The sequence below is a fragment of the Bradyrhizobium sp. USDA 4501 genome (genome assembly GCF_054062115.1).
Genome location: NZ_JBSSEX010000001.1, coordinates 9,313,838 through 9,328,544, shown reverse-complemented (window position 1 = coordinate 9,328,544; position 14,707 = coordinate 9,313,838). Strand labels below are relative to the sequence as shown.

Below are 14,707 nucleotides of genomic sequence, written 5' to 3'. Positions count from 1 at the left end.
GCGAAGTCAGCCGCTGCGTCGTCTCGTGCCGTTTCCGCGGTCACGCCGCGGCCATCCTGGCCTTGATCACGTGCGGATCGACGAAGCCGCCAAAGCCGACCGCGATCCGGTTCCAGCCGTTGATGATGTTGATCAGCAAGGTCACCTTGACCTGCTCCTCCGGCGTGAAATGCGCCTTCAGCGCCTCGTAGGCCGCGACATGGGTGTGCTGCTCGCAGATCCGAGTCAGGGCTTCGGTCCAGCCGAGCGCGGCGCGCTCGCGATCGGTGTAGCAGGGCGCTTCGCGCCAGGCCGACAGCAGGTAGATGCGCTGCTCGGTCTCACCCTCATCGCGGGCGAATGTCGTGTGCAAATTGATGCAATTGGCGCAGCCGTTGATCTCCGAGGCGCGAATCTTCACGAGCTCGGCGAGCTTCGGCTCGAGGCTGGAGGAGATCGCGACCGACGCGTCGAACCAGATCTTCATGATCTTGGGGGCGGCGGCGAGCGGATCAAGTCTGACAGTCATGGTCGGTTTCCCTGGGTTGGTTGACGACATCATGACGAACGAGGAACGGCGAATGTGACATGCCGGCGTGATATTTTCATCTGCCGCGGCGCTATTGGGGCGCGAGATCGCTCGCCGCCTGGCGGAGTTCTTGCAGCAGCTCTGTTTCCCATCGCGAAGGATCCGTCAGGAACCGCGCGAGATTGTCGAAACAATAATCCCCGAACTCCGACTTCGATCGCGCGGCGGAGGTCGCGGCTGCGCGCGCCAGCAATCGCGCCGCATACTGCTTCGCCGTCATCAGGCTCGCCGCATGCTCGGCCATCTTCGCCATTCGCCAGAGCGCGGCGTGATCGATGGCATTGCCGAGGTCGCCGAAATAGAATTGCTCCGCGAGCTCCAGGCGAGGACTCGCGTCGCCTGCGTTCTCCAGCATCAACGGAGCGATCTTCTCGAAAAAGAAGTTCTCGTGGTCGGTATCGACCAGCCCGTAGTAGCGCAGCAGGACATCGTTGCTCGTTTTGTCCAGGCGCGCGAGGCACCACGCGGCGTAGCCGAACAGCGCGGTCGGAATCTCGTCTCCGTAAGGATCGTACCAGGCGTTGGCATGCGGTCCGATGTGCGTGCATACCGCGTCGATCAGCCTTCGGATCGCAGGTGCGGCGCCGGGGCAGTGCTTCGCAACATGCGAGAAGAACTTCTTCTCGTTGAGCCGCTTGCCATCGCAACGGAACACTGCCTGCAGGTGGTTGTCGTGAGGGCGCTCATTGATATCGGGGCCGATTTGCGCCGTGAGTGCATCGATGGCCGCGATACAATCGGGCTCGCTCATCGAGGCGAGATCGACGGTGTAGGTGCTGAACCGCTTGGCGAGCATCTCGGCCTTCTTGGCGAGCGCGGCATCCTTGTCTTCTTCGTGCGGCTCGGGTGGCGCGGGCCTGAAATGATCCTCGGTTACGGGCACCGCCCGGACGCGGTGTACCGGATCGCACGGCGCGCCGGAGACCGTCACCATCCCCTCCGCGAACCGCATATCGAGACGCCGGTCGGGCATGGGCGTCGCCTTCGACCAGCCGCGGGCGTGCGCCAGCCAGGGACGGTCGTCCATCCCGAACCGCTCCAGCATGATCTTGGGCGAAACCGTCCCGTCCACACCGACGCAGGCGACGAAGTCATGCCGCTTCAACCAGAAAGCCTGGCTATCGCCCTGCCAGCCGATCACGTCGCGCTCGGAGAGTTCGAAGTCGCGGAGATTGCTGCTGACATTGGCGTAGTGGCCGTTCGGATCCGGCCACAGATCGGGATGCGATTTCGCGTTGATCTGGTTGGTCGTAAGCGTGGCTTCGCGATCGAGTAACTGCGACACCTTGCGGTAGATCTCGCCTCGCCGAGGCGGCAATCCCTGCTTCCGTCTGTCGAGGTCGAGCTGGGCCGTGTCGGGCAACCCTTCCGCCTGCATCCACATCGGCGCGACGGAGTGCAGCCGCCGCAGCGGAAAGGCCTGCCATATCTCGACGGCAAAGCTGAAATACTCCCGCCGCGCCGTGGTGTCTCTGCCCAGCAACCGGGAGACGAGCGAGCTCTCCTCGGTAATCATGGGGAGCCGGGAATTGTCGGCGCGCAGCCAATAGCGGCCGCACGGGCTCGAGCGGATCAGGAACGACCTCGCCCGCGATCCCTCGCAGCTCGACACATCGTGATGGCCCGTCTGCGGATCGATGCGCAGCAACAGTGCAACGATTCCGTTGTCGTGCCGGAACGCGGAAACCAGAATCCGGCCAGCCTGGTCCAGAACCGGCGGACACAGCGAGTTGCCGCTCGGCATGTCCAGAACCGAGCGGACGATCGCCCTGCGCTCGAGGTCGATGACATGCAGGTCAGTCGCGTTCGCGGCGTGATAAAGCAGGAGATAGACTAACCGGCCATCCTTGCTCTGGAGAAATCCGTAACTCAGATAATCGTCGCGCGCGTCCTTTCCGTCGTGGCCGCGCGCCCAGGGCGTTTGCAGCCGATCGACGAGTTGGCGACGCGCGAGATCATAGAAGATGAATCCCGCGTCGGTGTTGAAGAATCAGGCGATGCCATCCAGCAGCAGCCCGGCATTCCGCGCGGGCCGCTGGCCGAGGGCAGGACGCATGATCCAGTCATCCTGGCCGTCGGCCTGGATTGCGAAGTACTCGGTGTTGCCGATTTTGCGGATGGAATTCACCATCGGGTAACCCTGCGAAGCCGCCTCGTCGGCCCGGGTTGCTTCTTTATATGCGAGCCGGACAACGTCCGATTAATGCGATCGGGAAATAAGAGGTTGACCGGCCGGCGATCGCCGGCGGGGACAACTTGCCGCATGCCTCCTTGCGTGCGCCGACGAGCCGGTCAATCGCGCGCCAGCACCAGGACGTTGCCGGCGAGGATCGCGACGGCGCCGGCGAGCACCGGCCAACCCAGCGCGAGGTGTTCGAACAGCGCCGACAGCACGAGCGCGACGAGCGGCACCAGCGCAAGCGTATAGGCCGCGCGGCCAGGACCGAGCCGACGCACCAGCTCGAAATAGAGCATGAAGGTGATGCAGGACGCGGCAATCGCAAGATAGAGGAAGCTCGTCACGTAGGAGGGCGAGATGTCGGCCGCAAACGGCGTGCCCGTCGCGACGGCCCACAGCGCGCTCGCTGTCGCGCCGACGAACGCGCCCCAGCCGAGCACGGAGACGACAGGCAGTCCGGCGCGCTGGTTGCGCGCACCGACCGTTGTCCCGGCGCCGGTTGCGATGGCCGCAGTGAGCGCCCAGGCGAATCCCGCAAGCGGCGCGGCGCCATGCGCGGCGACGCCGGGCAGGAAGATGATCGCGAGGCCGAGAACGCCGCACAGCGCGCCCCACACGAATCCGGAAGAGATCGGCACACCGAGCACGGCACGCGCGATCACGGCCGCGAACAGCGACGATGTCGACAGCACGAGCGCGGCAAGCCCGCTCGGCATGCGTGCGGATGCCTCATAGAAGGCGATGAAGGCAATGGCGAAGAACAGCAGGCCCTGCAACGCGACCGCCGGCCGATCCTTGCGCGGGATCGAGAGCGTCACGCCGCGCATCCGGCCGTAGCCGAGCAGGATGACGCCCGCGAGCACCATGCGCAGCGCGACCGACCACGGCGCGGGCGTCACGCCGGCCTGCATCGCCGTTGCCAGCGCGCCGCCGCCCCAGAGCAGCGCGGTCACTGCGAACAGCAGGGCCGTCATGGCGCGCCGGCGTCATCGCGCAGTGCGCGCCAGCCGCCGGCGTCGATCCGCGCGCTTTCTCCCTCAAGCCGGGTGAGGGCGGAATCGAGCGTGGCGCGTTCGCTCTCCGACAGCCGCGCCAGCAGCCGCGCTTCGATCGCGTTGCCGAGTGCGGCGATCCGGTTGAATGCGGCCCGGCCGCTGCGGGTGATGCTGACGGCGGCGAAGCGCCGGTCGGACTTGCCGGAGCGTCGCACCGCGAAGCCGAGCTCTGTGAGCTGGCCGATGCCGCGGCTGACCGCGAACGGATCGAGCGCGCAGGCGCGACCGATCTCGGAGGCGTTGGCCGCGTCGCGCTCGGCGATGACGGCGAGGATGCGCCAGCCCGCCTGGCTCAATCCGAACGTCTCGCCGTAGAAGCGCTCGAGCGGGCGGGCGACCTGCGCTGTGACCAGGAACAGGCGGTAAGGCAGCCAGGCGCTTAGCTTGAGGCCATCATCGGACGCAGGGGCAGCGCTTTGCTTCATGCCGGCGAGGTTCGCATAGTTAGTTGCAAAGTGCAAGCATATCACAAATATGGTGATGCGGTCTGACCACCTGCGCGAAAAATCCCGACACACTTGTCACTCCCGCTCGCTAGCGCTGCCGAGCCAGATTGCGGCATGGCCAATGACGAACGGTCGCCGGCGCTGGAACCGCGCTCGGGGAGCGGAGTTCGTCCAAATCGGAGATGGAGAGACCATCATGAATAAATCAGCTGAAAACGGTCGTGGCGGACTGGCAGCGATGCAGACGCCGCCGGTGGTGTCACGGGAGGCGTGGGAGGCGGCGCGCCTGGAGATGCTGGTGAAGGAAAAGGCCCAGGTGCGGGCACGCGACGCGCTTGCGGCGGAGCGGCGGCGGATGCCCTGGATGGCCGTCGAGAAGCCGTATGTCTTCGAAGGACCGAACGGCAAGGCGAGCCTGCTAGACCTGTTCGAGGGCCGCCGGCAGCTCATCATCTACCGCGCCTTCTTCGAGCCCGGCGTGTTCGGCTGGCCGGACCATGGCTGCCGCGGCTGTTCGCTCGGCGCCGATCAGGTCAGTCATCTCTCCCATCTGAACCAGCGCGACACCACGCTGGCTTACGCCTCGCGCGCGCCGCAGGCGGACATCGCGCGGCTGAAGGCGCGGATGGAGTGGGACATGCCATGGTACACGATCACCGACAGTTTTGACACCGACTTCGGCGTTGCCGAGTGGCACGGCCACAACGTCTTCATCCGCGACGGCGAGCGGATCTTCCGCACCTATTTCGTCAACAGCCGCGGCGACGAGGCGATGGGTACGGTGTGGAGCTATCTCGACATCACGCCGCTCGGCCGCCAGGAACTCTGGGAGGACTCGCCGAAGGGTTATCCGCAGGGCCCGACCTACAAATGGTGGAACTGGCACGACAATTACGAAGCCGAGGCCACGCCGAACGCAAAATGGGCGGCGGTGACCGATGCCGGCGAGGCCGCGTTCCGCAAGATCGCGGAGCAGGAGCGCAAGGCGACGTAAGGGGTAGAACGGGGAGAACGCGCGGCGTGCTTCCGAGGGCTTCGGTTTTGATTGGATCAGAACCGAAGCTCCCGCTTCTTGTCTTGCCTGCTTTCTTGACGCGGACCGGCGTCCGCCTCGCTCGACGCTCTAGCGGCCATTGTCCTTGGCCGAGAGTGCCTTCAGCGCTGACAAGGTCTGCCGCAGCCCGCGATCGAGGCGCTTGTCGCGGCGGATCACCACCGCGAGCCGGCGGTAGAGCTTTGGTGACAGCGACCGGACGACCAGGTCGCGCTGCTTGGTCCTGGCGGAGACGGCCATGCCGGGCAGCACCGCACAGCCCAGCCCGGCGCGCACCATCTCCTTGATCGCCTCGACGCTGCCGAGCGACATCAACGGCTTCAAGGACACGCCGCCGCGGGCCAGCCATTCGTCCGCGGTGCGCCTGGTGTTGCCGCCCGGCTCGAACAGCAGCACCGGCCTGGTCGCAAGCACCTCCGGCGTGATCCGCGCCGGCAGTGGCATGTCGCGGGGCGCGATCAGCACGAACTCGTCGTTCACGACCGGCGTGATCTCGAAGCTGCGCCCCGACACCGGCAGCGTGACAAGCGCGATGTCGATGGTGTTGTCCTCGACCGCCCGGGCGATCTCCGCGGTGTTGCCGGTCGTGACGGTGATCTCCAGCGAGGGCAGCGCGGCGCGCAGCTCCTTCAGGATCGGCGGCAGCAGGAAGATGCAGGCGGTCGCACCGGTGCCGAGCCGCACGCGGCCTGCCGTTCCGGTCGTCTGCTGTGCAACGGCGTCGACCGCCGACGCCACCGCCGCATTGATCTGATGCGCATGGGAGAGCAGCGCGACGCCGGCGGCGGTCGGTCTGGCCTTGCGTCCGACCCGCTCGATCAACGTCGCATTCAGGCTGCGCTCGAGCTGGCGCACCTGCAGGCTCACCGCGGGCTGCGTGAGTTGCAGCCGCTCGGCTGCCGCCGAGAAGCTGCCGCAGTCGATCACGACTGCGAAGCTTTCGAGATAATCGAGGTTGAGGTTTTTCATCAAAGTATCTCTTATGCCGTGCATAAGCTGTCAAAGCTTCACTTATATAACGCCGGGGCGCATAGTCCGGCAAGCGACGGCTTCGGCAGACCGGGAGCAGGCATTGTCCGCCCTCAAGTCCATTGGCGGTGTCATCGTCGAGCTGGGGCGCTATCTTGCGGTCTCGCCGCATTCGCGCATCCGCCGCCGGCAGGCGCTGCGCGAGCTCGATGATCGCCTGCTGGCGGATGTCGGACTGTCGCGCAGCGATGTCGAGATGAGCCCGTGGTGCCCGCAGCGTGCACCGACGCGCCGTCGAAGCACGGGCATGATGCCGCTAGACGAGGCAAGGATGAGAGACAACGAAGACACCGTGATCCGCGACGCCACAGAGGTCGACATGGCGGAGGTGCAGCGCATCTACGCGCACCACGTGCTCAACGGGCTGGCGACCTTCGAGGAAGTGCCACCGACACTCGACGAGATGCTCGGGCGCCGTGCCGCCGTGCTGGCCGCGGGGCTGCCGTATCTCGTGGCCGATATCGACGGACGGGTGGCCGGCTACTCCTACGCGACGGCGTACCGGCCACGGCCGGCCTATCGCAACACCATTGAAGACTCGGTCTACGTGTCGGAAGCCCTGCGTGGCCGCCGCGTCGGTGCGGCGCTGCTGCGGGCGCTGATCGAACGGTCGGAGGCGGGACCCTGGCGGCAAATGATCGCCGTGATCGGTAACAGCGGCAACGCCGGATCGATCGCGCTGCACCGTCGCATGGGCTTCGAGATGGTGGGGACGCTGAGGTCGGTGGGCTTCAAGCTCGGGCAATGGGTCGACACCGTGCTGATGCAGCGGCCGCTGGGGCCGGGCGCTTCCACGCTTCCGTCAGACAGGGAAACGGCCCGGTGATCGCACGCCGGGTCGTGATTGCCCTCGGGCTGGCTCAACTGATCTCGTGGGGCGCGACCTACTATCTGATCGGCGGGTTCGGCGAGCAGATCGCCGCGGATCTCGGCTGGAGCCGCGACATCGTCTACGGCGGATTTGCCGCGGCGCTCTTGGTGATGGGCGTGACGTCGCCCCTTGCGGGCAGGTGGGTGGACAAAAGCGGCGGCCGGCAGGTCATGGTCGCGGGGGCGGTGATCAACGCGCTCGGCTGCGCGGGTCTCGCGCTCTCGCACCAGATCGGCAGCTATTTCGCATCCTGGATCGTTCTTGGCCTCGGCATGCGGCTGACGCTGTACGATGCCGCCTTCGCGGCGCTGGCCCGGATCGGCGGGCCGGAGGCGCGCCGTGCGATGTCCGGGATCACCTTGCTTGGTGGCTTGGCCGCCACCGTGTTCTGGCCGCTCGGCCATGCGCTCTCAGACCATTTCGGCTGGCGCATCGCGGTGCTGGCCTGTGCCGGCATTGCGCTATTGACGATCCCGCTGCATCTGCTGATTCCGAACCAGCGATTTGCCGGCGTGCCGGGCGCTGCTGCGGTGGCATCGAGGCAACCGCGCGCGGTGGGGCGACGGCAGCTTGCGGCGGCGAGCGGGCTCTATGCCGTGATCATGACCGGCGCGAACTTTTTGAACGCCGGCATGTCGGCGCACATGATCGCGGTGCTCACCGGCCTCGGACTCACCGTCACCGTTGCGGTGTGGATCGCAACGCTGCGGGGGATCGGACAATCCGCCGCGCGTCTCTGCGAAGTTCTGTTCGGCGGACGGATCGATCCGCTCGGGCTCAATCTGATGGCCTGCCTGATCATGCCGCTCTCCTTCATCGCCGGCCTGTTCAGCGGATCAGCGCGGGAGATGGGGATTGCGTTTGCGCTGCTCTACGGCGCCTGCAACGGCATTCTGACCATCACCAGGGGAACGCTGCCGCTCATCCTGTTCGATCATCGCAGCTATGGCACGCTGGTCGGCCGGCTCATTGTCCCGAGCTTCATCCTGCCGGCGGCGGCGCCGCTGATCTATGCAATCGTGATCGACCGGTTCGGCGATGCGAGCGCGCTCTATCTCTCCACCGGTCTCGCCCTGGTGACGCTGCTTGCCGCCATCCTGCTCAAGCTGCTGTTTCCGCCGCCGCTCGCGGCCGCGAAGCAATAGCCCCGTCGGCGGTGTCGATCTCAACCCGCCGCCGGCTCGCCCGGCAGCCACAGCGACAGCCAGCCGCCGAGCGCCAGTAGCGCGACATTGCAGCCGAGCGCGACCGTGAAGGCGTGCGCGTAATCGTCGGCCTGTGGATGCGGCCCGAGCAGGCTGTAGAAGACGCCGCCGATGATCGCGACGCCGAGTGCGGCGCCGATCTGGAAGGTCGAGATCATCATGCCCGATGCCAGCCCGGCATGGCGCGGATCGATGCTGCCGATCACGGCCTTGATCACCGAGGGCATCACGGTGCCGAAGCCAAGCCCGCCGCAGATCAGGCCGAATTCGAGGCTTTGCGGAAGCGCACCGCCGACCGACAGCATCACAACACCGAAGCCGACAATCTGGAGCGCAAAGCCCAGCGTCAGCGCGCGGGCACCGAGCCATTGCATCACCAGCGATGATACCAGCGAGCTGACGAAGAAGCCGGCGGCAAAGGGCAGGGTGGCAAGGCCGGCCTCCAACGGAGATTGGTGCAGGCCACTTTGCAGGTAGACCGCGAAGGTCAAATAGAACGACGACAGCATGTAGAAGGCGAGCGCCATCACCAGCCCGATCACGAAATCGCTGTTGCGCAGCAGATGCGGCGCGACCAGCGGATCGCCGCCACGGGCTTCGAGGCGCGCCTCGAAGCGGACGAAAGCGGCGAGCATCAGCGGAGAGGCCAGCAGCATCGCGACGATCCAGATAGGCCAGCCGGATTCCCGGCCCTCGATCAGCGGATAGACCAGAAGGCCGAGCGTGAGCGACAGCAGGATGACGCCGCCGACGTCGAGCCGCTGCGCGTGTGCGGCGCGCGAGTCGGTCAAGAACAGCAGGCCGCCGACGAAGGCGGCGAGGCCGATCGGCACGTTGATCAGGAAGATCGCCTGCCAGGCCAGTCCGAACGGATGTGCCGAGACGAGCACGCCGCCCAGCAGCTGGCCGCAGATATTGGCAAGGCCGAAGGTCGCGCCATAGAAGCCAAGCGCGCGGCCCTGTTCGGCCGCCGGAAACAGCACGCGGATCGAGGCAAGCACCTGCGGCGCCATCACGGTGGCGGTGAGGCCCTGCAGGATCCGTCCGGCGACCAGCATGGCCGGTGACCACGCGATGCCGCACAGCACGGATGCGATCGTGAAGCCAGCGACGCCGGCCAGGAACATCCGCCGCCGCCCCAGGAGGTCGCCGAGCCTGCCGCCGGTGATCAGGAAGACGGCGTAGGTCGCGGCATAGGCCGAGATCACGAACTGCACCTCGCTCGGGCTGGCGCCGAGATTGTCGCGAATGACCGGCAGCGCCAGGTTGACGACATTGAAATCGAGGATCGGCAGGAAGGCGCCGGTGAGCAGCACCGGCAGCGCCAGCCATCGCCGCGGGTCGATCGTCGCCGGCCGCGCGCCGTGCAATTGCAACGTCTCGGTGGTCTCGCTCGTCACCTGCCAACTCCTCTCGGCAATCGACGGCGCCCTCACGAGGGGGGCCGTCGGTTGAACGTCGGGGAAGATGGCCTGTCCGTTGGTGATAAGATATTATCCAGCCCTGCGAAGTGAGTTTGCAAAAATGCACAGCGTCATCGACTGGAACGACCTTCGGCTTGTCCTCGCGGTCGCGCGGGAAGGCAGCCTCTCGGGGGCGGCGCGCCGGCTCGGCGTCACGCATTCCACCGTGTTTCGTCGCCTCGGCACGATCGAGGATGCGAGCGGAACGCGGCTGTTCGAGCGCTTCCGCGACGGCTACGCGCCGACGCCGGCGGGCGAGATCGCGGCGGCGTCGGCAGCCCGGCTCGAGGACGAAGTGCTTGCGCTCGAGCGCAAGCTGGCGGGGCAGGACCTCAGGCCGTCGGGGCCGGTGCGGATCACGACGACGGACACGCTTGGCGCGGTGCTGATGCGGCATCTGCCGGCGATGCGCGCCGCGCATCCGGACATCCAGCCGGAGATCATCATCTCGAATGCGATGGCGAACCTGACGCGCCGCGAGGCCGAGATCGCGATCCGGCCGATACCGGCGCCATCCGAACTGCTGGTCGGACGGCGCATTGCCGATATTGCCCATGCGGTGTACGGATCGCGCCCGTATCTCGCCCGCCGCGCCGACGGGGATTTGTCGGTGCACGACTGGATCGGGCTCGACGATGCGCTGGCGGGGACCGTCATCGCCGGCTGGATGCGCGAGAACGTGCGTTCGGTGCGGATCACCTGCCGGGTCGATGCGCTTCCGGCGCTGCGCGATGCTGCTGCGGCGGGACTGGGGCTTGCCCTGCTGCCCTGCTATGTCGGCGATCTCGCGCCCACGCTGCGCCGCCTGACGCCGAAAGCACTCGCGGAGCCGCGCTCGGCGCTGTGGCTATTGACCCATGACGATCTCAAGCGCACCGCGCGCATCCGCGCGACGCTCGATTTTCTCGCCAGGGCGCTCGCCTCGGAGCGTGCGCTGTTCGAGGGAAAGCGCGCCGGAAGCGCGCGCCGCTAGTGTCCCGAATCCGAAGTTCGCATCATTTGCCGCACCTTCGGAGCGAACTTCGGATTCGATAAGGACACTAGCAAACTTATGATTCTAGTGTGCTTTGTGAATGCGAAGTTCGTGAAAGTGGCTGCCGCGAAATCGCACGAAGTTCGCATTCAGCACAATAGCCGGCCGGCGCACAGATCGTTCAGGAGCCGACAACTTCCGTGACGGTATGGATTTCCTCTGCCGCGCGATTGGCAGGCATCCGATGATGCTCGCGAAAGGCACCAACGATCGTCTTCAGCACCGCGCGTGATTTTGCATCTGACAGCGCCGACAGCAGCATGATCTCGGACGGCGGCAGGGCAGGCAGGCCGAGCCGCCCGCTGACCTCGATCGTCCCGGCCGGGGCGAGCCGGCGCGAGAACACCGACGTAGCGAGGCCTGCGGCGACCGCATCGGCGACAGCAAAGGACCCACAGCCCAGGAAGCTTTCCGTCCACGGGATGTTCGCGGCCGCCAGCGCGCGCGTCGCGATGTTGAGCACGCCGCAGGACGGCGAGGAAGCGGCGAGCCGCAGCGGCTCGCCGGCGCGATGGACGAAGTCCGGCGTGGCGAACCAGCCATAGTGATCCGTCACCAGCATCTCGCCGTCGCGGCGGTCGTCCTCGCGGCGGATGATGGCGGCATCGATCTCGCCGCGATCGAAGGCGTCGAGCAGGTCGCGGGAATCCTCGAGCCGGACTTCGATGGTGAGCGCCGGGTCGTGCGCGTGCAGCCGCGCCAGCAAGGTCGGGACCTCCGCGCCTCCGACATGGGTGGCAATGCCGAGCGAGAAGCGACGCGGGCGCACGGGCGACAACGCCGCGACGGCGCGATCATGCGCGGCGAGCAATTCCTGCGCGGGGGCGAGGAAAGCTGCGCCCTGCGCCGACAGGCGCACCAGGCGCGGTGTCCGTTCGATCAGCCTGTGGCCGAGCTGGCTTTCCAGCCGCTTCAACTTGACGCTGATCGCGCCCTGCGTGGTGCCGAGTGTTTCGGCGGCGCGCGTAAAGCTCTTGAGGTCGGCGATGGTCACGAATGTCTTCACGGTGTCGACGTCGAGCGTGGTCATGTCAGTCATCCGGATTTGTTGTCTCTGAAATATCTAGTCATCCAATTCACCAATGCTCAAGCCATGACTAGCTTTGCGTTGTGAAGCGCCGTGGCCACCCGATTCCTGCCGCTGCTGCCTCAATACATCGTGAGTCGATCGACCGAGGCTGCTGCCAGCACCCTGGCAACAGCGTGCGGTATGCCGTTGGCTTGCCACAACAAAGGGCCTGATCATGTCTACTGAACTGAGCCGCCGCGGCGCTGTCGTGCTGTCTGCCGTATGCCTTGCCTGCCTGATGTTCGGATTAGAGATTTCCAGCATCCCCGCGATCCTGCCGACGCTGGAGCGAGTGCTGCATGCCGACTTCAAGGCGCTGCAATGGATCATGAACGCCTACACGATCGCGGTCACCACGGTGCTGATGGCGATCGGGACGGTCGCGGACCGCTATGGACGCAAGCGCATCTTCCTGGTCGCGATCGCGGCGTTCGGCATCACCTCGCTGATCTGCGGCATTGCCTCGAGCGTCGAAATGCTGATCTTCGCCCGGTTCCTGCAGGGCCTCAGCGGCGGCGCGCTCTTGATCTGCCAGATCGCCGTGCTCTCGCACGAATTCCAGGGCGGCCGGGTGCGCGCCGTCGCCTGGGGCTGGTGGGGCGTCATCTTCGGCATCGGCCTCGGCTTCGGCCCGATCATCGGCGGCGCCGTTGTCGCGGTGCTGAGCTGGGAGTGGGTGTTCCTCGTCCACGTGCTGTTCGCGGCCGCGGCGTTCGTGCTCACGATCGGCGGTGTGCATGAATCGAGGGACCCAAAGGCCAGCAGCCTCGACGTCGCCGGTATCGTGACGATGTCGGTCGCGGTGTTCTGCCTCGCCTTCTACATCACGCAGGGGCCGGATCTCGGCTTCGTCAGCTTGAAGGGGCTTGCGATCCTCGGCGTCTCCGCGGCGAGCTTCGCCGCGTTCCTGGTTGCCGAGAGAATCAGCCGGCGGCCGATGTTCGACTTTTCTGTCTTTCGGATCCCGGCTTTCTCCGGTTCGATCGTCGGCTCGGCGGCGATGAACCTCAGCTACTGGCCTTTCATGATCTATCTGCCGATCTGGTTTCATGCAGGCCTCGGCTATGACAGCGTGTCCGCGGGACTTGCCTTGTTGGCCTACACGCTGCCGACGCTGGTGATGCCGCCGTTCGCCGAACGACTGTCGCTGCGCTATCAGCCCGGACTGATCATTCCGGTGGGGCTGTTCACGATCGGCGCCGGATTCATGCTGTTGAAATTCGCCAGCGCCGCCGCGCAGCCGGACTGGCTGACGATGCTGCCCGGCTGCCTGCTCGCCGGAATTGGCCTCGGCATCACCAACACGCCGGTCACCAACACGACGACCGGCTCGGTCTCGAGCGACCGCGCCGGCATGGCCTCGGGCATCGACATGAGCGCGCGGATGGTTTCGCTTTCGGTCAACATCGCGCTGATGGGCTTCATCCTGGCAAGCGGCGTGTTGGCGCATCTGAAGGCGGTACTACCGGCGCTGGACGGCGCGCAACTTCGCGCGATCGGCGAGCGGATCGCGGCCGGCGACGTCGCAGCCGCGCCGGAGCTGACCGGCCCGGTCGTGCATCAGGCACTCGCGAGCGGCTTCGGCTGGGTGATGCTCTATGGCGGCATCGGGGTGTGGATCATGGCCGCGCTCAGCTTCCTGATCTTCAATGCGCGGCCGGTGCGGCAGGCCGAGGCTCACGGCACGAAGTGAACACGATGTCGCCGTGCCTGCCCAGGCGCCGGGGCGGGCAGGCGGTACCGGTCACTTCACGAGGGTCAGCAGCGGCTTGTCCTTCTCGACGATGTAAGTCGCAAGCTCGCTGGCGGTGACGTCGCCGACATTCCTCGCCGCATGGACCGTGCCGGCGGGAATGAACAGCACGTCGCCGGCCTTCAGCCTCGCCGGCGGCCTGCCGTCGACGTCGTATTCGAGGGGGCCGGCGAGCACGTAGATGATTTCTTTGCCCGGATGCGTGTGGCGGCCGAAGGCCTTGCCCGGCGCGATGTCGACCCGCACCTGCACGGCTTCACGTCCGCCGACGCTGAGGTCGTGGCGCTGCAGGTCGGTTCGCGTGAAACCGGCCGGTTGCTGCGCCTGTGCGCTCGGTATGGTCAGGAGGCTTGCGGTGAACAAGGCCGTCCTTGCGAGCAGGCGCGTTGCCTTCATCAGCTTGCTGGTCATCTTGAACTCCAGTCTTCTGGACTTGCCCGACCGCGAGCCGGCAAGCGGCCGGCCCGCGTCGGAGATCGTCATGTGCTCGTTTCAGACGAGGGTGGTCGTGACATCGATGTTGCCGTGGACCGCCTTGGAGTAGGGGCAGATGCCGTGCGCGGCTTCGATCAGCTCCTGCGCGACCTCGCGCTCGACGCCGGGGACGTGGACGTTGAGGCGGGCGCTCAGGAAGAAGGCGCTGCCGGCCTGGTTCAGATCGATCTCGGCGTCGACCTCGGGCTCGCTCGCGAGCTTGACCTTGCGCTGACCGGCGGCGAGCTGGATCGCGCCGATGTAGCAGGCCGACCAGGCGGCCGCGAACAGGTTTTCCGCGGCGGGGTGCGGCTGCGGCAGCTTGACGTCGAGGAAGCCGTCGCGCGAGCGGGCGGCGCCGTTCGGGCCGGCGGTGACGTGGGTCTTTCCAGTGACGAGAACCTTTGCATTGGCGGTCATGGCGAGCTCCTTTGGGATGAATATAGATCGTGTCCGATCTAATCGTGTGCGCGTCGAAATAGGCTTCATGCTTGATCGTGTCAAGCAC

At 66.3% G+C, this 14,707-nt stretch carries 15 protein-coding genes; 5 read left to right on the top strand and 10 right to left on the bottom strand.

Translation table 11 applies throughout. The annotated features are described in order from the left end of the window. Nucleotides 1–40 precede the first annotated feature (40 nt). The 5 genes from ACVWZM_RS43735 to ACVWZM_RS43715 form a co-directional block, all read right to left on the bottom strand. Complete coding sequence (locus ACVWZM_RS43735; RefSeq protein WP_057019801.1) at nt 41–508, bottom strand: carboxymuconolactone decarboxylase family protein; 468 nt, start codon at nt 506–508, stop codon at nt 41–43. 91 nt (nt 509–599) lie between these two features. Further along, nucleotides 600–2,312, bottom strand: coding sequence for a hypothetical protein (locus ACVWZM_RS43730; protein WP_456856372.1), 1,713 nt, complete (start codon nt 2,310–2,312; stop codon nt 600–602). Nucleotides 2,313–2,558: 246 nt separating this feature from the next. Then, on the bottom strand, nt 2,559–2,699 hold the full coding sequence (locus ACVWZM_RS43725) for a hypothetical protein (RefSeq protein WP_253587077.1): 141 nt from the start codon (nt 2,697–2,699) through the stop codon (nt 2,559–2,561). A 161-nt stretch (nt 2,700–2,860) separates the two neighbouring features. Further along, nucleotides 2,861–3,721 carry a DMT family transporter gene (locus ACVWZM_RS43720; protein ID WP_253587076.1) on the bottom strand — a complete coding sequence of 287 codons (861 nt, stop codon included), beginning with the start codon at nt 3,719–3,721 and terminating at the stop codon, nt 2,861–2,863. Next, entirely contained in the window at nt 3,718–4,227 is a 510-nt protein-coding gene (locus tag ACVWZM_RS43715) for a MarR family winged helix-turn-helix transcriptional regulator (RefSeq protein WP_456856369.1), read from the bottom strand. The genes ACVWZM_RS43720 and ACVWZM_RS43715 overlap by 4 nt, the downstream gene beginning before the upstream one ends. 217 nt (nt 4,228–4,444) lie before the next feature. On the opposite strand from ACVWZM_RS43715, the gene ACVWZM_RS43710 reads away from it, so the two are divergent. Then, nucleotides 4,445–5,242, top strand: coding sequence for a DUF899 domain-containing protein (locus ACVWZM_RS43710; protein WP_456856367.1), 798 nt, complete (start codon nt 4,445–4,447; stop codon nt 5,240–5,242). Between the two features lie 129 nt (nt 5,243–5,371). On the opposite strand, the gene ACVWZM_RS43705 is transcribed toward ACVWZM_RS43710, so the two are convergent. Continuing rightward, nucleotides 5,372–6,271 (bottom strand): LysR family transcriptional regulator, encoded by a 900-nt coding sequence (locus tag ACVWZM_RS43705; RefSeq protein ID WP_456856365.1) that lies wholly within the window; start codon nt 6,269–6,271, stop codon nt 5,372–5,374. A gap of 103 nt (nt 6,272–6,374) precedes the next feature. On the opposite strand from ACVWZM_RS43705, the gene ACVWZM_RS43700 reads away from it, so the two are divergent. Together ACVWZM_RS43700 and ACVWZM_RS43695 are read left to right on the top strand one after the other, a co-directional pair. After that, the gene (locus ACVWZM_RS43700) at nt 6,375–7,157 is read left to right on the top strand and encodes a GNAT family N-acetyltransferase (RefSeq protein WP_253587072.1); all 783 of its coding nucleotides are present in this window, start codon (nt 6,375–6,377) and stop codon (nt 7,155–7,157) included. Next, entirely contained in the window at nt 7,154–8,347 is a 1,194-nt protein-coding gene (locus ACVWZM_RS43695) for an MFS transporter (protein ID WP_253587071.1), read from the top strand. The genes ACVWZM_RS43700 and ACVWZM_RS43695 overlap by 4 nt, the downstream gene beginning before the upstream one ends. 20 nt (nt 8,348–8,367) lie before the next feature. On the opposite strand, the gene ACVWZM_RS43690 is transcribed toward ACVWZM_RS43695, so the two are convergent. Then, nucleotides 8,368–9,807 (bottom strand): MFS transporter, encoded by a 1,440-nt coding sequence (locus ACVWZM_RS43690; RefSeq protein WP_456856363.1) that lies wholly within the window; start codon nt 9,805–9,807, stop codon nt 8,368–8,370. 124 nt (nt 9,808–9,931) lie between these two features. On the opposite strand from ACVWZM_RS43690, the gene ACVWZM_RS43685 reads away from it, so the two are divergent. After that, the gene (locus ACVWZM_RS43685; RefSeq protein WP_456856362.1) at nt 9,932–10,843 is read left to right on the top strand and encodes a LysR family transcriptional regulator; all 912 of its coding nucleotides are present in this window, start codon (nt 9,932–9,934) and stop codon (nt 10,841–10,843) included. Between the two features lie 181 nt (nt 10,844–11,024). Here the strand turns inward: ACVWZM_RS43685 and ACVWZM_RS43680 are convergent, their stop codons facing one another. Beyond that, complete coding sequence (locus ACVWZM_RS43680) at nt 11,025–11,933, bottom strand: LysR family transcriptional regulator (protein ID WP_456856360.1); 909 nt, start codon at nt 11,931–11,933, stop codon at nt 11,025–11,027. 214 nt (nt 11,934–12,147) lie between these two features. Here ACVWZM_RS43680 and ACVWZM_RS43675 point away from each other — a divergent pair, with 214 nt between their 5' ends. Further along, nucleotides 12,148–13,665, top strand: a complete 1,518-nt coding sequence (locus tag ACVWZM_RS43675; RefSeq protein ID WP_456856359.1) for an MFS transporter — start codon at nt 12,148–12,150, stop codon at nt 13,663–13,665. A gap of 51 nt (nt 13,666–13,716) precedes the next feature. Here ACVWZM_RS43675 and ACVWZM_RS43670 read toward each other — a convergent pair whose 3' ends face one another. Then, nucleotides 13,717–14,121: a cupin domain-containing protein gene (locus ACVWZM_RS43670; RefSeq protein WP_210262558.1), complete on the bottom strand. Its 405-nt coding sequence runs from the start codon at nt 14,119–14,121 to the stop codon at nt 13,717–13,719. Between the two features lie 96 nt (nt 14,122–14,217). Then, nucleotides 14,218–14,619, bottom strand: a complete 402-nt coding sequence (locus tag ACVWZM_RS43665) for an Ohr family peroxiredoxin (RefSeq protein ID WP_057019809.1) — start codon at nt 14,617–14,619, stop codon at nt 14,218–14,220. Between the last annotated feature and the right edge of the window lie 88 nt (nt 14,620–14,707).